At 66.7% G+C, this 22147-nt stretch carries 15 protein-coding genes, 1 tRNA gene and 1 pseudogene; 14 read left to right on the top strand and 3 right to left on the bottom strand.

What is annotated here, in order from left to right; translation table 11 throughout:
- Positions 1-627: 627 nt before the first annotated feature.
- A pseudogene (locus PTT45_RS22400) lies at positions 628-888 on the top strand (HAMP domain-containing protein); the annotation flags it as partial.
- On the top strand, positions 862-1746 hold the full coding sequence (locus PTT45_RS22405; RefSeq protein ID WP_443218210.1) for a methyl-accepting chemotaxis protein: 885 nt from the start codon (positions 862-864) through the stop codon (positions 1744-1746). The pseudogene PTT45_RS22400 and the gene PTT45_RS22405, both read left to right, overlap by 27 nt.
- A gap of 99 nt (positions 1747-1845) precedes the next feature.
- Here the strand turns inward: PTT45_RS22405 and PTT45_RS16725 are convergent.
- Positions 1846-1932 (bottom strand) — tRNA-Leu (locus PTT45_RS16725).
- A 196-nt stretch (positions 1933-2128) separates the two neighbouring features.
- Here PTT45_RS16725 and rnr point away from each other — a divergent pair.
- The 8 genes from rnr (at position 2129) to alr (ending at position 10362) form a co-directional block, all read left to right on the top strand.
- Complete coding sequence (rnr, locus tag PTT45_RS16730; protein ID WP_273814764.1) at positions 2129-4657, top strand: ribonuclease R; 2529 nt, start codon at positions 2129-2131, stop codon at positions 4655-4657.
- On the top strand, positions 4654-5409 hold the full coding sequence (gene rlmB / locus PTT45_RS16735) for a 23S rRNA (guanosine(2251)-2'-O)-methyltransferase RlmB (protein ID WP_273814765.1): 756 nt from the start codon (positions 4654-4656) through the stop codon (positions 5407-5409). Before rnr ends, rlmB begins: the two co-directional genes overlap by 4 nt.
- Before the next feature lie 176 nt (positions 5410-5585).
- Positions 5586-5999 (top strand): 30S ribosomal protein S6, encoded by a 414-nt coding sequence (rpsF, locus tag PTT45_RS16740; protein WP_043310390.1) that lies wholly within the window; start codon positions 5586-5588, stop codon positions 5997-5999.
- A gap of 28 nt (positions 6000-6027) precedes the next feature.
- The gene (gene rpsR / locus PTT45_RS16745) at positions 6028-6258 is read left to right on the top strand and encodes a 30S ribosomal protein S18 (protein ID WP_043310391.1); all 231 of its coding nucleotides are present in this window, start codon (positions 6028-6030) and stop codon (positions 6256-6258) included.
- 37 nt (positions 6259-6295) lie between these two features.
- On the top strand, positions 6296-7189 hold the full coding sequence (locus PTT45_RS16750) for a hypothetical protein (RefSeq protein WP_273814766.1): 894 nt from the start codon (positions 6296-6298) through the stop codon (positions 7187-7189).
- 21 nt (positions 7190-7210) lie between these two features.
- Complete coding sequence (gene rplI, locus PTT45_RS16755) at positions 7211-7657, top strand: 50S ribosomal protein L9 (RefSeq protein WP_192318779.1); 447 nt, start codon at positions 7211-7213, stop codon at positions 7655-7657.
- Positions 7658-7807: 150 nt separating this feature from the next.
- Entirely contained in the window at positions 7808-9202 is a 1395-nt protein-coding gene (gene dnaB, locus PTT45_RS16760) for a replicative DNA helicase (protein ID WP_273814767.1), read from the top strand.
- Positions 9203-9285: 83 nt separating this feature from the next.
- Positions 9286-10362, top strand: coding sequence for an alanine racemase (gene alr / locus PTT45_RS16765; RefSeq protein ID WP_273814768.1), 1077 nt, complete (start codon positions 9286-9288; stop codon positions 10360-10362).
- Between the two features lie 9 nt (positions 10363-10371).
- Here alr and PTT45_RS16770 read toward each other — a convergent pair whose 3' ends face one another.
- Positions 10372-12252: a diguanylate cyclase domain-containing protein gene (locus PTT45_RS16770; protein ID WP_273815261.1), complete on the bottom strand. Its 1881-nt coding sequence runs from the start codon at positions 12250-12252 to the stop codon at positions 10372-10374.
- 209 nt (positions 12253-12461) lie between these two features.
- On the opposite strand from PTT45_RS16770, the gene PTT45_RS16775 reads away from it, so the two are divergent.
- A complete protein-coding gene (locus PTT45_RS16775; RefSeq protein ID WP_273814769.1) occupies positions 12462-14768 on the top strand; it encodes a YgiQ family radical SAM protein in 2307 nt (768 codons plus the stop codon).
- A gap of 42 nt (positions 14769-14810) precedes the next feature.
- Here the strand turns inward: PTT45_RS16775 and PTT45_RS16780 are convergent, their stop codons facing one another.
- Positions 14811-15215: a bacteriohemerythrin gene (locus PTT45_RS16780; RefSeq protein ID WP_273814770.1), complete on the bottom strand. Its 405-nt coding sequence runs from the start codon at positions 15213-15215 to the stop codon at positions 14811-14813.
- Between the two features lie 131 nt (positions 15216-15346).
- On the opposite strand from PTT45_RS16780, the gene PTT45_RS16785 reads away from it, so the two are divergent.
- Genes PTT45_RS16785 through PTT45_RS16795 form a run of 3 tightly spaced genes read left to right on the top strand, consistent with a single transcriptional unit; the run spans position 15347 to position 22094 of the window.
- Entirely contained in the window at positions 15347-18658 is a 3312-nt protein-coding gene (locus PTT45_RS16785; RefSeq protein ID WP_273814771.1) for a transglutaminase family protein, read from the top strand.
- 32 nt (positions 18659-18690) lie between these two features.
- Positions 18691-21183 carry a circularly permuted type 2 ATP-grasp protein gene (locus tag PTT45_RS16790; RefSeq protein WP_273814772.1) on the top strand — a complete coding sequence of 831 codons (2493 nt, stop codon included), beginning with the start codon at positions 18691-18693 and terminating at the stop codon, positions 21181-21183.
- Positions 21180-22094: a transglutaminase family protein gene (locus PTT45_RS16795; RefSeq protein WP_273814773.1), complete on the top strand. Its 915-nt coding sequence runs from the start codon at positions 21180-21182 to the stop codon at positions 22092-22094. The genes PTT45_RS16790 and PTT45_RS16795 overlap by 4 nt, the downstream gene beginning before the upstream one ends.
- Positions 22095-22147: the final 53 nt, after the last annotated feature.

The following is a 22147-nucleotide window of genomic DNA, read 5'->3' on the forward strand; positions in this document are numbered from 1 at the left end:
GCCGAGGATGAGATGCGCGCCGGGCTGGCCACGCTCTCCACCAATACCCGCGAGCGCCTTTCCGGCGGTCTCTCCACTCAGCTCAAGGATGAACAGGCGCAACTGCGCAAGGTGCTGGAGGAGAACCTCAAGCAGTCCGGCAACTCCATCGCGCAGATGCTTGCCGGCGTGGCGCCCAAGGCGATCTGGGACAACGACGCTCCGGCGCTGACCGCCCTGACCCGCATCGTCCAGCGTGACCCTGCGGTGCTCTTCGCCGTGTTCTACGACGCCCAGGGCCAGCGCCTGACGCGCAACTTCAACCGCAGCAGCCCGCGGGTGCGCGAGCTGGTGGCGGCCGGGCAGGGCGACGGTGCGCTGGCCAAGCTGGTCGACGCTGCCTCGCGTGACCCCAAGGTGCACATGGTCGAGGTCGACATCAATCCGATGGGGGCGTCCATCGGCAAGGTTCAGCTGGGCATGTCGCTGGACGGCGTCGAGCAGGAGCTGACCGCGCTGGATGCCCGCTTCGCCACCCTGGTGGGCAACGCCGGCGAATTGGTCGATAAGAGCCTTTCCGGCGCCGCCCAAGACAGCACTCAGGCCCTGCAGCAACGCCTGCAGCTGGCCGAGCAGGCGACCAACGACATGGCACGCAACGGCAGCGAGACAGTGCAGCAGGCTGCCGATAGCCTGCGCTGGCGCATTGCGACTGGCCTGCTGGTGGTCGGTCTGTTGACCCTGGCCGCCGTGGCTCTGGTACTCGGCTGGCGTGTGCTCAGTCGCCTGCAGCTGCTGATCGGCGCGCTCAAGGACCTGGCGGCCGGCGAGGGCGACCTGACTCGCCGTGTGCAGCTGGACAGCAACGACGAAGTCGGCGAGATGGCTGATGCGGTCAATCAGTTCATCGCCAAGCTGCAACCCATCGTGCGCGAAGCAGGTGAGGTGGCGCAGCGTACCGGCGAAGAGATTCGCAGCCTGGCCCAGCGCAGTGCGGCGGCCGAGGCCGCGGCCGGTCGCCAGCGCGACGAGGTGGCCGGCAGCCTGCAGGCGCTAGAAGATATGGCCGCTGCGGCGCAGCACGAGAGCCAGGCCATGCACGATGCGCAGCAACGCGTCGTGGCGATCCGCCAGGCGGCGCACGAGAACGCGGCCATCGCCGATAAGGTCGGGCGCCTGATCGAGGCGCTGGTGGCGCGGGTAGAGAACGGTTCTGCGGTGATCGAGAAGCTGGCCCAGCAGAGCGAGCAGATCGAAGTGGTGCTGACGGTGATCCAGTCCATCGCCGAGCAGACCAATCTGTTGGCGCTGAACGCGGCCATCGAGGCGGCGCGCGCTGGCGAGAGCGGGCGTGGTTTCGCCGTGGTGGCCGATGAGGTGCGTGCGCTGGCGAGCAAGACCCAGCAATCCACCGGCGATATCCAGGCGCATATCACGGCTCTGCAGCAGGGCGCGCGTGAGGCGGTGGCGGTGATCGGTCAGGCCGGCGGTCAGGCTGCCGAAGGCTTGCAGGCGCTGCGTGACAGCGCGCGGCTGCAGCAGTCGGTGCAGGCTTCGGTGGACGAGGTGCACGGTGCTATCGACAGTGCCACGCGCTCGGCGACCGAGCAGGCCGCAGGTGCCGCAGCCGTGCGTGGCCGGGTCGAGGTGATCCACAGCGAGGCCCAGCGTGCGGCGCAGGCGGTGAGCGAGACGGCGGCCAGCGGCAGGCTGGTGGACGGGCTGGTGGCTCAGCTGCGTGCGAGCTTCGCCCAGTTCAAGGTCTGATGATCTGCGGCGGGAGCGGCCTGGCCGTTCCCGTCGAGAGACTTTTCAGAGGTCAGAAACGAAAAAACCGAGCCAGAGGCTCGGTTTTTTCTTGAAGAGTGGTGCCCAGGAGAAGACTCGAACTTCCACGGTGTTGCCACCGCTAGGACCTGAACCTAGTGCGTCTACCAATTCCGCCACCTGGGCACTGAAAGCTATGATTGCTCAGTTGCTTCCGTGTTACAACGTCTCAGCAACGTTGTGGCGGCGAACTATACGGACGAGGTTTTTGCTTGTAAACCCCTGATGTCGAAAAAATTATTCTGCTGACCCTGGGTGCCGTTTCGCGCTTCAATACACACATGGCAAGCCATCTATATATGCGCAAAGGTAATTTCACTTAATGGCCGATTGGCAATCCCTCGATCCCGAGGCCGCCCGTGAGGCGGAAAAATACGACAACCCCATTCCCAGCCGCGAGCTGATTCTGCAGCACCTGTCCGAGCGCGGTTCGCCCGCTGCCCGCGAGGAGCTGGTGGAGGAGTTCGGTCTGACTACCGACGAGCAGCTCGAAGCGCTGCGTCGCCGCCTGCGCGCCATGGAGCGCGACGGCCAGCTCATCTACACCCGCCGTGGCACCTACGCGCCTGTGGACAAGCTCGATCTGATCCGCGGGCGCATCAGCGGTCACCGTGACGGCTTCGGCTTCATGGTGCCGGACGATGGCAGCGATGATCTGTTCCTCAGTCCCGCGCAGATGCGCCTGGTGTTCGATGGCGACCGCGCACTGGCGCGGGTTTCCGGGCTCGATCGTCGCGGCCGCCGCGAAGGCGCCATCGTCGAAGTGATCGCGCGTGCCCACGAGACCATCGTCGGTCGCTACTTCGAGGAGGCCGGCATCGGCTTCGTCGAGGCCGACAATCCGAAGATCCAGCAGGAAGTGCTGGTTACTCCGGGCCGTACTGGCGGTGCCAAGATCGGCCAGTTCGTCGAGATCAAGATCACCCACTGGCCCACTTCGCGCTTCCAGCCGCAGGGCGACATCGTCGAGGTGATCGGCAACTACATGGCGCCGGGCATGGAGATCGACGTGGCTCTGCGCAGCTACGACATCCCGCATGTCTGGCCCGATGCTGTCACCAAGGAGGCGCGCAAGCTCAAGCCTCAGGTGGAGGAGCGGGACAAGGAGAACCGCGTCGACCTGCGTCACCTGCCGTTCGTCACCATCGATGGTGAAGACGCCCGTGACTTCGACGACGCCGTTTACTGCGAGAAGAACAGCAGCCGCTGGAAGCTGTTCTCCGGTGGCTGGAAGCTCTACGTCGCCATCGCCGACGTGTCGCACTACGTCAAGGTCGGCTCGGCGCTGGATGAGGAGGCGCAGAGGCGCGGCAACTCGGTGTACTTCCCCGAGCGCGTGGTGCCCATGCTGCCGGAAGAGCTGTCCAACGGCCTGTGCTCGCTGAATCCGCACGTCGATCGTCTGGCCATGGTCTGCGAAATGAGCATGTCCAAGTCCGGCGAGCTGGTCGATTACCAGTTCTACGAGGCGGTCATCCACTCCCATGCGCGCCTGACCTACAACAAGGTCAGCTACATGCTGGAGCAGCCCAAGAGCAGCGAAGGCAAGGCTCTGCGCGAGGAATACAAGGAAGTCCTGCCGCACCTCAAGCAGCTCTACTCGCTGTATCAGGTGCTGCTGGCCGCCCGCCACGAGCGCGGTGCCATCGACTTCGAGACCCAGGAGACGCGCATCGTCTTCGGTAGCGGGCGCAAGATTGCCGAGATCCGCCCGACCCAGCGCAACGATGCGCACAAGCTGATCGAGGAATGCATGCTGGCGGCCAACGTGGCCACCGCGCGTTTCATGCTGGATCACTCGATGCCGTCGCTGTACCGCGTGCACGACGGTCCGCCGCCTGAGCGGGTGGAGAAGCTCAAGGCCTTCCTCGGCGAGTTGGGCCTGGCCCTGCACAAGGGCAAGCAAGGCCCGGTGCCGAAGGACTACCAGAAGCTGCTGGCCAGCATCCAGGGGCGTCCGGACTTCCACCTGATTCAGACAGTGATGCTGCGCTCGCTGAGTCAGGCGGTGTACAGCGCCGACAACAACGGCCACTTCGGTCTGAACTACGAGGCCTACACCCACTTCACCTCGCCGATCCGTCGTTATCCGGACCTGCTGGTGCATCGCGCCATTCGTAGCGTGATCCGCTCCAAGCGCGAGACCAAGCATGTGCAGCGTGCTGGTGCGGCGAGCATGCCCAAGGCGCGCATCTATCCGTACGACGAGGCGGCGCTGGAGAAGCTGGGCGAGCAGTGCTCGATGACCGAGCGCCGCGCCGACGAGGCGACGCGCGACGTGGTCAACTGGCTCAAGTGCGAGTTCATGCAGGATCGCGTCGGCGAGACCTTCGAGGGCGTGATCACTGCGGCCACCGGCTTCGGCATCTTCGTAGAGCTGAAAGACATCTATGTCGAGGGCCTGGTCCACGTGACCGCGCTGCCGGGCGACTACTACCACTTCGACCCTGTGCACCATCGCCTGTCCGGCGAGCGCAGCGGACGCAGCTTCCGCCTGGGCGACAGCGTGGAAGTGAAGGTTATGCGCGTCGATCTGGACGAGCGCAAGATCGAGTTCGAACTGAGCGAAGGCAAGGCCGACAAGGCGCCGGCTGGTCGCGGTCGTGCCGGTGCTGACGGGCGCAAGAAGACTGCGCCCAAGTCTGCCGGCTTCGGCAATACCGACGTGCAGAAGAGCCGTGAGGTGAAGAAGGCGCTGCTCGATGACGCCAAGAAGGGCGGCGGCAAGGCTCCGGCGAGCAGGGGTGGTGCGGCCAAGAAGCCTTCCACTCATCGCAAGGGCGCGCCCAAGCCAGCTGGTGCTGCGCCTGCGGCCGGCAAGCCAAGCAGCAAGCGTAAGGCGAAACGATGAGCCAGCTGGAAAAGGTCTACGGCGTACACGCCGTCGAGGCGCTGCTGCGTCATCACCCCAAGCGGGTGAAGCAGCTGTGGCTGGCCGAGAGCCGGCAGGACCCGCGAGTGCAGGCTCTGCTCGAGCTGGCCGGGCAGAACCGTGTTCCGGTCGGCCACAAGGATCGCCAGGAGCTGGACGAGTGGGCCGAGGGCGTGCACCAGGGCGTGGTTGCCGAGGTCAGCCCGAGCCAGGTGTGGGGCGAGAACATGCTCGACGAGCTGCTCGAGCGTAGCGAAGGTCCGGCCCTGCTGCTGGTGCTGGATGGCGTGACCGACCCGCACAACCTCGGCGCCTGCCTGCGCACCGCCGACGCCGCTGGCGCCCAGGCGGTGATCGTGCCCAAGGACAAGTCCGCCACCCTCAACGCCACCGTGCGCAAGGTGGCTTGCGGCGCCGCAGAGGTGATTCCGCTGGTGGCGGTGACCAACCTGGCGCGCACCCTGGAAAAGCTGCAGAAGAAGGGCCTGTGGGTCGTCGGTACCGCCGGCGAGGTCGACCAGGAGCTGTACCAGCTGGATATGACCGGCCCGACGGTGCTGGTCATGGGCGCCGAGGGCAAGGGCATGCGCCGCCTGACCCGCGAGCACTGCGACTACCTGGTGAAGCTGCCCATGGGCGGCAGCGTCAGCAGTCTCAACGTCTCGGTCGCCACCGGTGTCTGCCTGTTCGAGGCGGTGCGCCAGCGCCGTGCTGCTCAGGCCAAGGTCTGACGGCTGCTCAAATAATCGCCAATTCGCCTTGCGTGCGGTAGGGGGCTTCTCTAGAATGTCGCCCCTTGCCGTGACGGCAGGCGTTTGCGCGCCTTCGCCTCGGCAAGTTCAAACGAGTCATTCACTCCTTGCCTGACCACCTTCTGTTGGCAGGCTACAACCCGTAAGGAGCATTCATGCGTCATTACGAAATCATCTTCCTGGTTCACCCGGACCAGAGCGAGCAAGTCGGCGGCATGGTCGAGCGTTACACCAAGCTGATCGAAGAAGACGGCGGCAAAATCCACCGTCTGGAAGACTGGGGTCGTCGCCAGCTGGCCTACGCCATCAACAATGTTCACAAGGCTCACTACGTGATGCTGAACGTTGAGTGCAGCGGCAAAGCCCTGGCCGAGCTGGAAGACAACTTCCGCTACAACGACGCCGTGATCCGTAACCTTGTCATCCGTCGCGACGAAGCCGTTACCGGTCAGTCCGAGATGCTCAAGGCCGAAGAAAACCGCAGCGAGCGCCGTGAGCGCCGTGAGCGCGTTGAAACCGAATCCGCCGAAGGCGAAGACGGTGACAACAGCGACAACGCTGACGAGTAATCCACGGATCTATTGAGGAGCCACATTCATGGCACGTTTCTTCCGTCGTCGTAAATTCTGCCGTTTCACCGCTGAAGGCGTGAAAGAGATCGACTTCAAAGATCTCAACACCCTGAAAGCCTACGTATCCGAAACCGGCAAGATCGTTCCTAGCCGTATCACCGGTACCAAGGCCAAGTACCAGCGTCAGCTGGCCGTCGCTATCAAGCGCGCCCGCTACCTGGCCCTGCTGCCCTACACCGACAGCCACGGCCGTTGATAGCAGACCGTCGATTTCGTAGTAAGGGATAAAACGCATGCGCGCCTTGGCTGATTTCATCATGCGCGGCCGCGTGCAGGCCACCCTGGTGGTGGTTGGTTCGGCGGCAGTGCCGCTGTTGTTCTGGTTGAGTGCCGCCGCAAGTTGCCTAGTGCTGCTGCGGCGGGGGCCGAGAGATGCCGTTGGCATCCTCGCCTGGGCGATGCTACCGGCCGTGGTCTGGTGGCATTTCGGTGAGCCGCGCACCTTGCTGGTGCTGCTCGGTTCGCTGGGGCTGGCGTTGTTATTGCGCGCCGGTCACTCCTGGGTGAGGGTAGTGCTGGCCAGCATTCCTCTTGGTCTGGTGTTTGGCGTGATTCTGGGTGCGGTGTTCCGTGAACCCATCACAGCAATGGCGGGTGAGCTGTACAAGCTGATGCCGCAAATGCTCGATGGGGTCTACCAGCAGATGTCGGTAGAAGAGCGGACCCGCCTGGAGGCGCTGATCGCCCCGGTGCTCACCGGATTGATGGCTGCGTTGCTGCAGATCGTCAGCCTGCTCTGCCTGATGCTCGGGCGGTATTGGCAGGCGGCGCTGTACAACCCCGGCGGCTTCGGGCTCGAGTTTCGTGCCCTGCGTCTGCCCGCACCGCTGGCCTTCGGGCTGTTGGCGGTCATGCTCCTGGCGCCCAATCTGGGCCTGGAGCTGGCCATGCTGACGCCGCTGTGCAGTGTGCCCCTGGCGTTTGCCGGTGTGGCCCTGTTGCATGGTCTGGCCGCGGCGGGGCGCCTGGCGCGCTTCTGGCTGGTGGGGCTGTATGTGTCGCTGCTGCTGTTTATGCAGCTGATTTATCCGTTACTGGTGGCTGCGGCCGCCATCGACAGTCTGATTGATTTTCGCGGTCGCCAAGCGCGCAACAACGGCGCCGGCCCCGCGAACGGTGAAGGTTAAAAGTTAAGAGGTAAGACCCAAATGGAAGTTATCCTGCTGGAAAAAATCGCCAACCTGGGCAACCTGGGCGACAAGGTGAACGTCAAGGCCGGTTACGGCCGTAACTACCTGCTGCCGCAAGGCAAGGCCACCGCCGCTACCGCCGAGAACGTCGCTGCGTTCGAAGCTCGTCGCGCTGAGCTGGAAAAAGCTGCTGCCGAGAAGAAGGCTTCCGCCGAATCTCGCGCTGCTCAGCTGGCCGAGCTGGAAGTCACCATCACTGCCGTGGCCGGTGACGAAGGCAAGCTGTTCGGTTCCATCGGTACCCACGACATCGCCGAAGCCCTGACCGCCTCTGGCGTGGAAGTGTCCAAGGCCGAAGTGCGTCTGCCGAACGGCACCATCCGCCAGGTCGGCGAATTCGACGTTGCGGTGCACCTGCACACCGACGTAGAAGCCACCGTCAAGGTGATCGTGGTAGCTGCCTAAGGCATGCGACCTGCGGGCTTGCACGAAGGTGCGGGCCTGCCGACAATCGGGCACTCATCGCTTTGCGGTGCGTGCCCGTTGTTTTTTCTAGAGCCTTTTGCAAAGCAGGCCTTTGCCAAAGCCTCTGCGTTTTCCGGAATCACAGGTGCCATGAACGATATCAGCGTCCCCCAGCAATACGACCTGGAAACCGCCGCACTCAAGGTGCCGCCGCATTCCATCGAGGCCGAGCAGGCCGTGCTGGGCGGCCTGATGAAGGACAACAACGCCTGGGAGCGGGTCTCCGATGCGGTGTCCGACGGCGACTTCTACCGCCATGACCACCGCCTGATCTTCCGCTCCATCGTCACCCTGGCCGAGCGCAACTCGCCGTTCGACGTGGTGACCGTGTCCGAGCAGCTGGACAAGGAAGGTCACCTGAGCCAGGTCGGTGGCCTCGGCTACCTCGGCGAGTTGGTCAACAACACCCCGTCGGTGGCCAACATCAAGGCCTATGCGCAGATCACTCGCGAGCGCGCCACGCTGCGCCAGCTGATCGGCATCAGCAACGAAATCGCCGACATGGCCTATGCCCCTCAGGGCAAGAGCGCGGTGGAAGTGCTCGACGAGGCCGAGCGGCAGATTTTCCAGATCGCCGAGGCGCGGCCCAAGGCCGGCGGGCCGGTGGGGATCAACGAGATCCTGGTCAAGGCCATCGACCGCATCGACGAGCTGTTCAACACCAACGAAGGCATTACCGGCATCTCCACCGGCTTCACCGACCTGGACGGCATGACCAGCGGCCTGCAGCCGGCCGACCTGGTGATCGTCGCCGGCCGTCCGTCCATGGGTAAGACCACCTTCGCCATGAACCTGGTGGAGAACGCGGTGTTGCGTTCCGACAAGGTGATCCTGGTGTTCTCCCTGGAGATGCCCAGCGACTCGATCGTGATGCGTATGCTCTCGTCGCTCGGCCGCATCGACCAGACCAAGGTGCGTTCAGGCAAGCTGGACGATGACGACTGGCCGCGCCTGACCTCGGCGGTCAACCTGCTCAACGAGCGCAAGCTGTTCATCGACGACACCGCCGGCATCTCGCCGACCGAGATGCGCGCCCGTGCGCGCCGCCTGGCCCGCGAGCACGGCGACATCGGCATGATCATGGTCGACTACCTGCAGCTGATGCGCATCCCGGGCTCCAGCGGCGACAACCGCACCAACGAGATCTCCGAGATCTCGCGCTCGCTCAAGGCACTGGCCAAGGAATTCAACTGCCCGGTGATCGCCCTGTCGCAGCTCAACCGCTCGCTGGAACAGCGCCCGAACAAGCGCCCGGTCAACTCCGACCTGCGTGAATCCGGTGCGATCGAGCAGGACGCCGACATCATCATGTTCGTCTACCGCGACGAGGTGTATCACCCGGAGACCGAGTACAAGGGCGTGGCCGAGATCATCATCGGCAAGCAGCGTAACGGCCCCATCGGCACCTGCCGCCTGGCGTTCATCGGCAAGTACACGCGCTTCGACAACCTGGCGCCGGGACTCTACAACTTCGAGGAAGACTGAGTCTCCGCGGAGCTGATCCTGCTCAATGAAAACGGGCGCCCAACGGTTAAGATGGGCGCCCGTTTCATTTCCGGAAGGCTGTCATGCGCCCCCTCGTCGCCACCACCGATCTGGCTGCCATCGTTCACAACTACCAACTGGCCAAGCGCTGCGCGCCAGGCCGCCAGGCCTTCGCCGTGGTCAAGGCCAATGCCTATGGGCATGGCGTGCGTGAAGTGGTCAGTGCGCTGTATGGCGAGGCGGACGGCTTCGCCGTGGCCAGCCTGGAAGAGGCTGCTGAAGTGCGAGCCATGCATGACGCAGCGCGCATCCTGTTGCTGGAGGGCTGCTTCTCGGCTGAGGAGTTGCCGATGGCCGCGCACCTGGGCCTGGACCTGGTCGTGCAGGGCCCAGAGCAGGTTGAGGCGCTGCTCGCCGCCGAGCTGGCGCGGCCGCTGAATGTCTGGCTCAAGCTGGATTCCGGGATGCATCGCCTGGGCCTCGCTCCTGAGCCCGTACGCGAGCTGTTCCCGCGCTTGCGCGGAGCCGCCCAGGTCGCCGAGCTGAACCTGCTCAGCCATTTCGCCTGCGCCGACGAGCGCGGCCATTCGCTGACCGAAGTGCAGCTGGAGTGCTTCCTCGACCTGCTCGATCTGGACTTCGACCAGCGCAGCCTGGCTAACTCCGCCGCCTTGTTGATGATTCCGGCTGCGCACATGGACTGGATTCGCCCCGGCATCATGCTCTACGGCGCCACGCCCTTCGCCGATCTGGCCGCCGCCGAGCTGGGCCTAAAGCCGGTCATGAGCCTGAGCGCGCAGCTGATCGCGGTGCGCGAGGTCGCGCCGGGCGAGAGTGTCGGCTATGGCGCCGGCTGGGTCGCCGAGCGGCCGTCGCGCATCGGTACGGTGAGCTGCGGCTACGCCGATGGCTATCCGCGCCATGCGCCTGCCGGTACGCCACTGTGGATCGGTGGGCGCCGTGTGCCGCTGGCCGGGCGGGTATCGATGGACATGCTCACGGTCGATCTCACCGACCTGCCCGAGGCCGCTGTTGGCGATGCGGTGGAGCTGTGGGGGGCCAACCTGCCGGTGGACGAGGTGGCTGCTGCCGCCGGCACTATCGGCTACGAGCTGCTGACCAAGGTAACGGCGCGGGTGCCGCGCCGTTACAAGGCCTGATCACCAGCCTCAGCTCAGCCCGCTGGGCACCTTGAGCACGTCCAGCATCAGGCAGGTCTGCGGGCTCAGTTCGCCGTCGCAGCCCTGTAGTACGAAGCCCGAGCGGCCCTTCTGCTTGACCCGGTACAGCGCCTCGTCGGAGGCCTTGTACAGGCCGGTGAACTGCAGGGCGTGCTGCGGGTAGAGTGCGCCGCCGATGCTGATGGTCACCGCCAGGCGGTTGGCACCGTACAGCACTGGGCGCGACAGCTCCTCGAGCAGGCGTGCGGCGATCTCCTGGGCATGCTGCTGGGCGTCCGGGCCGCAGATCAGCACGGCGAATTCGTCGCCACCCAGGCGCGCCACCATGTCGTTGGCGCGTACATGCTCGCGCAGGCGATGGCCGATGGTGCGCAGCAGCAGGTCGCCGGCGTCGTGGCCGTAGCGGTCGTTGATCGGCTTGAAGTGGTCGAGGTCGACCAGCATCAGCACCACCGATTCGTTGCGCCGCTGGGCATCGGCCAGGGCTACTTCGGCGCGCTCGATCAGGTAGCGGCGGTTGGGCAGGTCGGTCAGCGGATCATGGAAGGCGGCATGCTGCAGGCGTTCCTCTCGCTCGCTTAGCTGCTGGTTGGCCAGGGCCAGTTCGGCGGTGCGCAGGCGCACGGCCTCGTGCAGTTCGTCGGCACTGGCCTGCATCTGCGCCAGGCGCGCGCTCTTCTCGCGGTCGGCTTGCAGCACGGCCTCGGCCCGTTCCTGCTTGAGCATCTGGATACGGTAGGCGAGGGCGAAGGAGAACAGGATCGACTCGGCGGACACTGCCAGGGGGAACACGTAGGCGTTCCAGGTGGCCGGTTGCACCAGGCCGGTGGAGCGCATCAGCGCCAGGCTGATGCTGCCGAGGATCAGGCCGTAGCCGCAGAGGTAGAGCAGGGCGGGGAAGTAGCCCTGGCGCCAGCGGATCACCGCCGAGCCAAGCGCGGCGGGAATGCTGGTCAGCGACAGCAGGGCGATGACCCAGGCCGCCAGGTTGCGCTGGCCGAACGCCTCGAGGACCACGGCGATGACGTAGAACACGCAGGCGAACGTCAGCAGGTGATGCGCCCAGCGCACGTGGACGCGGGTCTGCAGCAGGGTCTGGGTGAAGCGGCAGGCGCAGAAGCCCCACAGCGAGGGCAGGGTGACACGGTCCAGCCAGAACGGCACCGGTCCCTCGGGCCACAGGTACTGGAAGCCGTGGCCGCTCATGCTGACGATCATCAGCAGCGCGCCGGCGGTGGTCAGCACGTACCAGAAGTAGGCCGCGTCGCGCAGACTGAAGAAGATGAACAGGTTGTACAGCAGCAGGGCAGCGATGATGCCGTAGATCAGGCCCAGGCCCAGGTTCTCGTGGGCGGCCAGGTGGTCCAGATCTTCCTTCTGCCAGATTTTCAGAGGGAAGGAGTTGCCGGCCGGATCGAAACTGCGCAGGTAGAAGGTGGTGGGCGCGCTGCCCAGTTCCGGCAGTTGCAGCAGCATGCGCCGGTAGTCGTGGTCGCGGCCCTCGGCGAAGCCGACGCGCTCGCCGGACTGGCGCATGCTCCAGCCGCCCTTGCCGTCAGGCGTGTAGAGCTGCAGGTCGAGCTGGGTCACCGAGCCGATTTCCAGCCACCAGTCTGCGGGGGCGTCCGCGCCACGCTGCAGCTCCAGCTTGATCCACCAGGGATTGGGATTCTGCCCGACGCTGGCGCGGCCTTTGGCCGGCTCGAAGCGCTGTTGTACGGCCGGGTCCGCCATGTCTTCGATGCGCAGCTGGCCGCTGGCGTCCTGCAGCAACTGGACGTTGGTGTTCAGTTCCTGGCCGCTGCTGTCGGCCTGCAGCTGTATGGGCGCTGCCTGTAGTTGCCCGCCGAGCACGCTCAGGCACAGCATCAGTAGCAGCGCGGGCGCAGTAAGGCATCGCACCGGGGGACTCCTTGAACCGGGTTCTTATTGGTGTGGGCAATCAGGCTGGAGTATAGCCATGTAAGTGATCGTGATCACAAACGGCTCGTGCAATGCGACCAAGCGTGCTAGTCGGACTCTGTATATTTTTTGTGCTATATTCCGCGCCCCCGTGAGAGCGCACCTGATCAAAAAATATGCAAGCCGCCAAGCCGCTGTTCGATTACCCGAAGTACTGGGCCGAGTGTTTCGGACCCGCGCCTTTCCTGCCGATGAGCCGGGAAGAGATGGATCAGCTCGGCTGGGACAGCTGCGACATCATCATCGTCACGGGTGACGCCTACGTCGACCATCCGTCCTTCGGCATGGCCATCATCGGCCGCCTGCTCGAATCCCAGGGCTTCCGCGTGGGCGTCATCGCCCAGCCGAACTGGCAGTCGAAAGACGATTTCATGAAGCTCGGCCAGCCGAACCTGTTCTTCGGCGTGGCGGCGGGCAACATGGACTCGATGATCAACCGCTACACCGCGGACAAGAAGGTCCGCAGCGATGACGCCTACACCCCTGGCGGCCTGGCCGGCGCCCGCCCGGATCGCGCCAGCCTGGTGTACAGCCAGCGCTGCAAGGAAGCCTACAGCCAGACCCCGGTGGTCCTCGGCGGCATCGAGGCCTCGCTGCGCCGCATCGCCCACTACGACTACTGGCAGGACAAGGTGCGTCGCTCGATCCTGATGGACGCCACTGCCGACATCCTGCTGTACGGCAACGCCGAGCGCGCCGTGGTCGAGATCGCCCAGCGCCTGGCCTTCGGCGAGAAGATCGAGAACATCAGCGATATCCGCGGCACCGCCTTCATCCGCCGTGATACGCCGGAAGGCTGGTACGAGGTGGACTCCACCCGCATCGACCGCCCGGGCAAGATCGACAAGATCATCAACCCCTATGTGAACACCCAGGACACCGCCGCCTGCGCCATCGAGCAGGAAAAAGGCCCGCAGGAAGATCCCAACGAAGCCAAGGTCGTCGAGCTGCTGGCCAGCCCGAAGATGACCCGCGCCAAGACTGTGATCCGCCTGCCGTCGTTCGAGAAGGTGCGCAACGACCCGGTGCTCTACGCCCACGCCAACCGCGTGCTGCACCTGGAGACCAACCCGGGCAACGCCCGCGCCCTGGTGCAGAAGCATGGCGAGGTGGATGTGTGGTTCAACCCGCCACCCATCCCGATGACCACCGAGGAAATGGACTACGTGTTCGGCATGCCCTATGCGCGCGTGCCGCACCCAGCGTATGGCAAGGCGAAGATCCCGGCCTACGACATGATCCGTTTCTCGGTCAACATCATGCGTGGCTGCTTCGGTGGCTGCACCTTCTGCTCGATCACCGAGCACGAGGGCCGCATCATCCAGAACCGCTCGCATGAGTCGATCATCCGTGAGATCGAGGAGATGCGTGACAAGGTGCCGGGCTTCACCGGCGTGGTCTCCGACCTCGGCGGGCCGACCGCCAACATGTACCGCATCGCCTGCAAGAGCCCGGAAATCGAGTCCGCCTGCCGCAAGCCGTCCTGCGTGTTCCCCGGCATCTGCCCGAACCTGAACACCGACCACAGTTCGCTGATCGAGCTGTACCGCAAGGCCCGCGCCCTGCCGGGCGTGAAGAAGATCCTGATCGCCTCCGGCCTGCGCTACGACCTCGCCGTGGAGTCGCCGGAGTATGTCAAGGAGCTGGTCACCCACCACGTCGGTGGCTACCTGAAGATCGCCCCGGAGCACACCGAGGAAGGCCCGCTGAATCAGATGATGAAGCCGGGCATCGGTAGCTACGACAAGTTCAAGCGCATGTTCGAGAAGTACTCGAAGGAAGCAGGCAAAGAGCAGTACCTGATCCCGTACTTTATCGCCGCGCACCCGGGCACCACCGACGAGGACATGATGAACCTCGCCCTGTGGCTCAAGCGCAACGACTTCCGCGCCGACCAGGTGCAGGCCTTCTACCCGTCGCCGATGGCGTCGGCCACGGCCATGTACCACTCGGGCAAGAACCCGCTGCGCAAGGTCACCTACAAGAGCGACGGCGTGACCATCGTCAAGAGCGAGCAGCAGCGCCGCCTGCACAAGGCCTTCCTGCGTTACCACGACCCGAAGGGCTGGCCGATGCTGCGCGAGGCGCTGGAGCGCATGGGCCGCAGCGACCTGATCGGCAACGGCAAGCATCACCTGATCCCGACCTACCAGCCGCAGACCGACGAGTACCAGAGCGCCCGGCGCAAGAACTCGACTCCGGCCGGCAGCAAGAAGGTCGCCGGCAACGGTGGCGGCAAGCCGCAGGGCGGCGGGCGCATCCTCACCCAGCACACCGGCCTGCCACCGCGTGGCAGCGACGGCAGCAAGGCCTGGGACAAGCGCGAGCAGGCCAAGGCCGCCGCCGAGGCTCGGCGCAAGGCGGAGAAAGCCGGCGCCGGCAAGGACAGGAAGCCGACCAAGCGCCCGGTTGCCCCGCGCTGAGTCGGGCCCGGGGCGTCCGCACCTTGTTGGTGCGTGGCGCCCTCAGCCCAGGCCGTGGGCGCGGAAGTGCTCCACGTAGGCCTTGTCCACCTTGAGGATGTGGTGCACCAGCCAGTCCTTGAGCAGCTCCAGGGCGTCCGCGCCCACCGCCTCGCCGGCCTCGTGGCGATCCAGTAGCGACATCACCTGGCCGTTGAACAGGTCATGCTGGGCCTGGTGCGCCTCGGCCTCGGGGTAGCCCAGGCGGGCGAACAGGTTCTCCTCGACGATGAAGTGGTTGATCACGTAGTCCATCAGCCCCTCCAGCAGCGCGCCGACCTGCGCCCGCGAGGCGTCGCCCTGCAGCGCCTCGTGCAGCGCGTTGGTCTGCTCCACCAGCCAGCGGTGCTGTTCGTCGATCTCCGCTATCCCCACCTCAAGCGCTTGCGTCCACGGCATGAAGGTCATGCGTTCCTGCTCCCTTCTTGGTCTTTTGCCGATCTTGCCCGCCAGCGGCGCGGGCTCGTTGATCCCGGTCAATGCCGGTGGCACAACTCTTGCCCCTTCCCGGTATCGCCCTGGCTCGCAGGAGGCACGCCGTGTCGATCCATGTCGCACTGCAGCACGTCACGCACTACCGCTACGACCGCCCGATCAACCTCGGCCCGCAGGTCGTGCGCCTGCGCCCGGCGCCGCACAGCCGCACGCGCATCCTCTCCTACGCGCTGCAGGTTTCGCCCGGCGAGCACTTCGTCAACTGGCAGCAGGACCCGCAGGGCAACTACCTGGCGCGTCTGGTGTTCCCGGAGAAGACCGAGGAGCTGCGCGTCACCGTCGACCTGGTCGCCGAGATGGCGGTGTTCAACCCCTTCGATTTCTTCCTCGAGCCGCACGCCGAGAAGATCCCCTTCGCCTATGTCGAGGGTGAGCTGCGCGAGCTGGCGCCTTACCTGGTCACCGAGGCCGGCGGGCCGCTGTTCGCCAAGTACCTGGCCGGGGTCGAGCGCAAGCCCACGCCCAGCGTCGACTTCCTGGTGGCGCTGAACCAGCGCCTGTCCCATGACATCCGCTACCTGATCCGCATGGAGCCGGGCGTGCAGACGCCCGAGCAGACCCTGGAACTGGCCTCCGGCTCATGCCGCGACTCGGCCTGGCTGCTGGTGCAGCTGCTGCGCCACCTGGGCCTGGCGGCGCGCTTCGTCTCCGGCTACCTGATCCAGCTCACTGCCGACGTCAAATCCCTCGACGGTCCCAGCGGCACCGAGCACGACTTCACCGACCTGCACGCCTGGTGCGAGGTGTACCTGCCCGGCGCCGGCTGGATCGGCCTCGATCCGACTTCCGGCCTGTTCGCCGGCGAGGGCCACGTGCCGCTGGCCTGCAGCCCGGAGCCGTCCTCGGCGGCGCCGATCAGCGGCGTGCTCGACGAGTGCGAATGCGAGTTCGAGCACGACATGCGCGTCGAGCGCATCTGGGAGGCGCCGCGGGTCACCAAGCCGTACGACGAGGAGCAGTGGCAGGACATCCTCAGCCTCGGCCGCCAGGTCGACGCCGAGCTGACCTACGGCGACGTGCGCCTGACCATGGGCGGCGAGCCGACCTTCGTCTCCCTCGACTACCCGGACGACGCCGAATGGAACACCGCGGCCATGGGCCCGAACAAGCGTGCCCTGGCCGCCGACCTGTTCCATCGCCTGCGCGCCCACTACGCGCCGCAGGCCCTGGTGCACTTCGGCCAGGGCAAGTGGTACCCGGGCGAGCAGCTGCCGCGCTGGTCGCTCAACTGCTTCTGGCGCAAGGATGGCGAGCCGATCTGGCAGGACCCGGCGCTGTACGCCGACGAGACCCGCTACTACGGCGCCGATGCGCGCCTGGCCGCGCGCTTCCTCGGCACCCTGGCCGGGCACCTGGGCTTGGAAGCCGAACATGTGTTCCCGGCTTACGAAGACTGGCTCTACTACCTGTGGCGCGAACGCCGCCTGCCGGCCAACGTCGCCCCGGACGATGCGCGCCTCGCTGACCCGCTGGAGCGCGAGCGCCTGCGCAAGGTGTTCTGCCGTGGCCTCGGCGAGGTGGTCGGCCATGTGCTGCCGCTGATGCGCAGCGCCGGCGAAGACGCCTGGCTGACCGGCCCCTGGTTCCTGCGCGACGAACACTGCCGGCTGATCCCCGGCGACTCGGCGCTGGGCTATCGCCTGCCGCTGGACTCGCAGCCCTGGGTCGGCGAGCTGGACTACCCCTACGTCACCGGCCAGGACCCGCACCAGCCGTTCCCGCCGCTGCCCAGCCGGCAGAGCATCCGCCAGCAACTGCGCATGCCGCTGCACCCCGGTGGCAATGGCAAGCAGCCGCTGGAAGGCGAGGGCCCGCAGGCGCCCGGGCTCAACGAGTCGGCTGTCAGCATCGTGCGCACCGCGCTGTGCGCCGAACCGCGCGACGGCCGCCTGTACCTGTTCATGCCGCCGCTGAACCGCCTGGATGATTACCTGGAGCTGGTCGCCGCCATCGAGGCCACTGCCCGCGAGCTGCGCTGCCCGGTGCTGCTGGAAGGCTACGAGCCGCCGCAGGACCCGCGCCTGACCTATTTCCGCGTCACCCCGGACCCGGGCGTGATCGAGGTGAACATCCACCCGGCCGCCAACTGGGACGAGCTGGTCGAGCGCACCGAGTTTCTCTACGAGGCCGCGCGCCAGTGCCGCCTCTCCAGCGAGAAGTTCATGCTCGACGGCCGTCACACCGGCACCGGTGGCGGCAACCACTTCGTTCTCGGCGGCGCCACGCCGGCCGAGTCGCCGTTCCTGCGCCGTCCGGACCTGCTGCGCAGCCTGATCAGCTACTGGCACAACCACCCCTCGCTGTCCTACCTGTTCAGCGGCCTGTTTATCGGCCCCACGTCACAAGCACCCAGAGTCGACGAGGCGCGTAACGACGCCCTCTACGAGCTGGAGATCGCCTTCGCGCAGATGCCCGAGCCGGGCCGCGAGTGCCCGCCCTGGCTGATCGACCGCCTGCTGCGCAACCTGCTGGTGGACGTCACCGGCAACACCCACCGCGCCGAGTTCTGCATCGACAAGCTGTACTCGCCGGACTCCAGCAGCGGCCGCCTCGGCCTGCTTGAGCTGCGCGCCTTCGAGATGCCACCGCACGCGCGCATGAGCCTGGTCCAGCAACTGCTGCTGCGCGCCTTGGTCGCGCGCTTCTGGAACGAGCCCTATCGCCCGGCCCGGCTGGCGCGCTGGGGCACCGAGCTGCACGACCGCTTCCTGCTGCCGCACTTCGTCGAGCAGGACTTCGCCGATGTGATCTTCGACCTCAACGCCGCCGGCTATCCGCTGCGCGCCGAGTGGTTCGCGCCGCACCTGGAGTTCCGCTTCCCCAAGCTGGGCGACTACGCGGTGAAGGGCATCGACCTGGAGCTGCGCCAGGCCCTGGAGCCCTGGCACGTGCTGGGCGAGGAGGGCGCCGTCGGTGGCACCGTGCGCTACGTGGACTCGTCGCTGGAGCGGGTGCAGGTGCGCCTCGCCGGGCTGGCCCCGGATCGCTACCTGCTCACCTGCAACGGCGTGCCGGTGCCACTGCGGCCGACCGGCAAGGTCGGCGAGTTCGTCGGTGGAGTGCGCTATCGCGCCTGGCAGCCGGCGAGCTGCCTGCAGCCGACCATCGGCGTGCACGCACCGCTGGTGTTCGACCTGGTCGATACCTGGATGCAGCGCTCCCTCGGTGGCTGCCAGTACCACGTGGCGCATCCCGGTGGGCGCAACTTCGAGGCACTGCCGGTCAACGCCTACGCCGCCGAGAGCCGGCGCATGGCGCGCTTCTTCCGTCACGGGCATAGCCCGGGCGAGCTGTCGGTGGAGACAGCGATCAACAATAATGAACTGCCCATGACCCTGGACCTGCGCCGCGGCTGATGCCCGGCGCCAGGGCGCCTTGCGAGACTTGCATGCCTGATCTGCTTGCCGACTACCCGCGTTCCGACGCGGCCTACCACGAATTGCTCGACGCCCAGGGCCAGGTGCGCCCGCACTGGCGCCGCCTGTTCGACCAGCTGCGCCGCAGCAGTCCGGCACAGCTGCAGCAGCGCCAGGCCATGCTGGCGCGGCAGATCCAGGAGAACGGCGTCACCTACAACGTCTACGCCGACCCGGAGGGCGCCGACCGCCCCTGGGAGCTAGACCTGCTGCCCAACCTGATCCCCGCCGAGGAGTGGCAGCAGATCGCCGCCGGCGTGGCCCAGCGCGCCGGTTTGCTCAACGCCGTGCTGGCGGACCTGTACGGCCCGCAGCAACTGCTCGCCGAGGGCCTGCTGCCGACCGAGCTGGTGTTCGGCCACGACAACTTCCTCTGGCCCTGCCAGGGCATCCAGCCGCCGGGCGGCACCTTCCTGCACCTGTACGCGGTGGACCTGGCGCGGGCGCCGGACGGCCGCTGGTGGGTCACTGCCGACCGTACCCAGGCGCCCTCCGGCGCCGGCTACGCCCTGGAGAACCGGCAGATCCTCTCGCGCGCTTTCCCCGAGCTGTACCGCGACCTGCGCGTGCAGTACCTGGCCGGCTTCTTCCGCACCCTGCAGGACACCCTGGCGCGCCAAGCCCCGGCCGACGGCGAAACGCCGCTGGTAGTGCTGCTCACCCCCGGGCGCTTTAACGAGAGCTACTTCGAGCACCTGTACCTGGCGCGCCAGCTCGGCTATCCGCTGGTCGAGGGCAGCGACCTCACCGTGCGCGACGCCAAACTCTATCTGAAGACCCTGGCCGGCCTGCGCCGCGTGCACGCCGTGCTGCGCCGCCTGGACGACGATTACTGCGACCCGCTGGAGCTGCGCACCGACTCCGCCCTCGGCGTGCCCGGCCTGCTCGAGGCGGTGCGCCAGGGCAACGTGCTGGTGGCCAATGCCCTCGGCAGTGGCGTGCTGGAGTCGCCGGGGCTGCCCGGCTTCCTGCCGGCGATTGCCGAGAAGCTGCTCGGCGAGGAGCTGCTGCTGCCCACCGTCGCCAGTTGGTGGTGCGGCGAGGCGCCGGTGCTGGACGAGGCGCTGGACAAGCTCGACGAACTGCTGGTGCGCCCCAGCTTCCCGTCGCAGAGTTTCGCCCCGGTGTTCGGCCGCGATCTCGACGAGGCGCAGCGCGAAGCCCTGGCCGAACGCATCCAGGCACGCCCCTATGCCTATGTGGCGCAGGCCCGCGCCCAGCTGTCGCAGGCGCCGGTGTGGCAGGCCGAGGAGGGTGGCGTGGTGCCGCGCGCCATCGGCATGCGCGTGTACGCCGTGGCCAGCGCAGATGGCTACCGCGTGCTGCCCGGCGGCCTGACCCGCGTGGCGGCTGATGCCGACGCCGAAGTGGTGTCGATGCAGCGCGGCGGTGCGAGCAAGGACACCTGGGTGCTCGGCGAGCGCAATCCCGGCGGCGAACCCTGGCAGTGGCTGCGCCCGCTCGGCGTGGCCGACCTGGTGCGCAGCGACCCTTATCTGCCGTCGCGGGTGGTGGAGAACCTGTTCTGGTTCGGCCGCTACAGCGAGCGCTGCGAGGACGGCGCGCGCCTGCTGCGTATCCTGCTCGACCGCTATGTCGACGATGACGACGACCCGCAGGCGCTGCAGGCCGCCCTGGCCTTGGCCGAGAGCCTCGGCCTGCTGCCCGGCGCGGCCCAGGGTTCGCTGGAGGAGCGCCTGCACCAGGCCCTGCTCGGCGCCGACTGGCCGACCAGTCTGCGCGCCAACTTGCAGCGCCTGCAGTGGGCCGCCGGCAGCGTGCGCGGCAAGCTGTCCCAGGCCAACTGGCAGGCGCTGGTGGAGTTGCAGCGCGAGGCGCAGAGCCTGGAGCGCGAGGGCGCCGACTTCGGCGACCAGCTGGATTTCCTCGAACGCCTGCTGATGTCGCTGGCGGCGCTGTCCGGCTTCGCCCTCGACGACATGACCCGCGACGACGGCTGGCGCTTCCTCATGCTCGGTCGCTGCCTGGAGCGCCTGCAGTTCCTCTGCGAGAGTATCGCCGAGCTGCTGCGCAGCCACGCGGTGCATGACCAGTCGGCGCTGGAATGGCTGCTGGAACTGGGCAACAGCATCATCACCTACCGCACCCGCTACCTGGCCGCGCCGCAGCTGATCCCGGTGCTCGACCTGCTGCTGCTCGATGAGCAGAACCCGCATGCCGTGCTGTTCCAGCTGCGCCAGCTGCTGCGCTCGCTGGAACGCTTGGAGGAGAACTTCGCCTTCGCCAGCGGCGATGCCCTGGCCGAGCTGAGCGCCAAGCTCGCCGGGTTCCGCCTGAGCACCCTGGAGAACCCGCTGTTCGGCAGCTCCGGCCAGCGCGCCGTGCTCACCGGCCTGGCCGACCTGCTGCTGCAGATCAGCGCCGTCTCTGCCGAAGTCTCCGACCAGCTGGCCCTGCGCTTCTTCGTGCATGTGGACGCCAGCCGCGGGACACTCTCCTCATGAAGCAGGCGCACTATCAGGTCCTCCACGACACCCACTATCGCTACTCGGCGCCGGTCTCCCTGGCCCAGCAGTTGGCCCACCTGTGGCCGCGCGACAGCGCCCGGCAGACCTGCCACGAACGGCACCTGACCATCACCCCGCAGCCGACCGTGCGCCAGGATGGCCTCGACCTGTTCGGCAACCCGCTGACCCGCCTGGCCTTCGAGCGCCCGCATGACGAGCTGCGGGTGATCGCCTGGCTGCGCATCGAGGTGCGCGCCCGCGACAGCCTGCTGCTGGACGACTCGCCGGCCTGGGAAGAGGTGGCGGCAGCCCTCGGCTACAGCGGCCAGCCATTGTCCACTGAGCTGCTGGAGGCGGCGCGCTACCGCTTCCAGTCGCCCTACGTGCATATCAAGCAGGTGTTCGCGGACTTCGCTGCCGACTGCTTCCCGCCTGGCCGGCCACTGCTGCAGGCGGCTTCGGCGCTGATGCAGAAGATCTTCCGCGAATTCAGCTTCGACGCCGCCGCCACCCAGGTTGCGACCCCGCTGACCCAGGTGCTGGAGGAGCGCCGCGGTGTGTGCCAGGACTTCGCTCACCTGATGCTGGCCTGCCTGCGCTCGCTGGGCCTGTCGGCGCGCTACGTCAGCGGCTATCTGCTGACCCAGCCACCACCCGGCCAACCCCGGCTGATCGGTGCCGACGCCTCGCACGCGTGGATCTCGCTGTACTGCCCGCGCCAGGGCTGGGTCGACTTCGACCCGACCAACAATCTGCTGCCCAATCTGGAGCACATCACCCTCGGCTGGGGCCGCGACTTCGCCGACGTGTCACCGCTGCGCGGGGTGATTCTCGGCGGCGGCAGCCACGATCCGGACGTGCGGGTGACGGTCACACCGCTGGATGCGCCGTTGCCGGCGGTGGGCTGAGCCTGCCGCCAGGGATGCGGCTGTTGCGATAGGCGCGCATGTCGCAAAGCTGA

Source organism: Pseudomonas sp. Gutcm_11s, assembly GCF_028649395.1.
GTDB lineage: Bacteria > Pseudomonadota > Gammaproteobacteria > Pseudomonadales > Pseudomonadaceae > Aquipseudomonas.

What these genes read in the sequence shown, in the direction of transcription:
- PTT45_RS16775 (WP_273814769.1), top strand. Translation starts at nt 12,462, where the DNA reads ATGCAAGCCGCCAAGCCGCTGTTCGATTACCCGAAGTACTGGGCCGAG.
- dnaB (WP_273814767.1), top strand. Translation starts at nt 7,808, where the DNA reads ATGAACGATATCAGCGTCCCCCAGCAATACGACCTGGAAACCGCCGCA.
- PTT45_RS22405 (WP_443218210.1), top strand. Translation starts at nt 862, where the DNA reads ATGGCTGATGCGGTCAATCAGTTCATCGCCAAGCTGCAACCCATCGTG.
- rplI (WP_192318779.1), top strand. Translation starts at nt 7,211, where the DNA reads ATGGAAGTTATCCTGCTGGAAAAAATCGCCAACCTGGGCAACCTGGGC.
- PTT45_RS16780 (WP_273814770.1), bottom strand. Translation starts at nt 15,215, where the DNA reads ATGACCTTCATGCCGTGGACGCAAGCGCTTGAGGTGGGGATAGCGGAG.
- rpsF (WP_043310390.1), top strand. Translation starts at nt 5,586, where the DNA reads ATGCGTCATTACGAAATCATCTTCCTGGTTCACCCGGACCAGAGCGAG.
- rpsR (WP_043310391.1), top strand. Translation starts at nt 6,028, where the DNA reads ATGGCACGTTTCTTCCGTCGTCGTAAATTCTGCCGTTTCACCGCTGAA.
- PTT45_RS16795 (WP_273814773.1), top strand. Translation starts at nt 21,180, where the DNA reads ATGAAGCAGGCGCACTATCAGGTCCTCCACGACACCCACTATCGCTAC.
- rnr (WP_273814764.1), top strand. Translation starts at nt 2,129, where the DNA reads ATGGCCGATTGGCAATCCCTCGATCCCGAGGCCGCCCGTGAGGCGGAA.
- rlmB (WP_273814765.1), top strand. Translation starts at nt 4,654, where the DNA reads ATGAGCCAGCTGGAAAAGGTCTACGGCGTACACGCCGTCGAGGCGCTG.
- PTT45_RS16770 (WP_273815261.1), bottom strand. Translation starts at nt 12,252, where the DNA reads ATGCTGTGCCTGAGCGTGCTCGGCGGGCAACTACAGGCAGCGCCCATA.
- PTT45_RS16790 (WP_273814772.1), top strand. Translation starts at nt 18,691, where the DNA reads ATGCCTGATCTGCTTGCCGACTACCCGCGTTCCGACGCGGCCTACCAC.
- alr (WP_273814768.1), top strand. Translation starts at nt 9,286, where the DNA reads ATGCGCCCCCTCGTCGCCACCACCGATCTGGCTGCCATCGTTCACAAC.
- PTT45_RS16750 (WP_273814766.1), top strand. Translation starts at nt 6,296, where the DNA reads ATGCGCGCCTTGGCTGATTTCATCATGCGCGGCCGCGTGCAGGCCACC.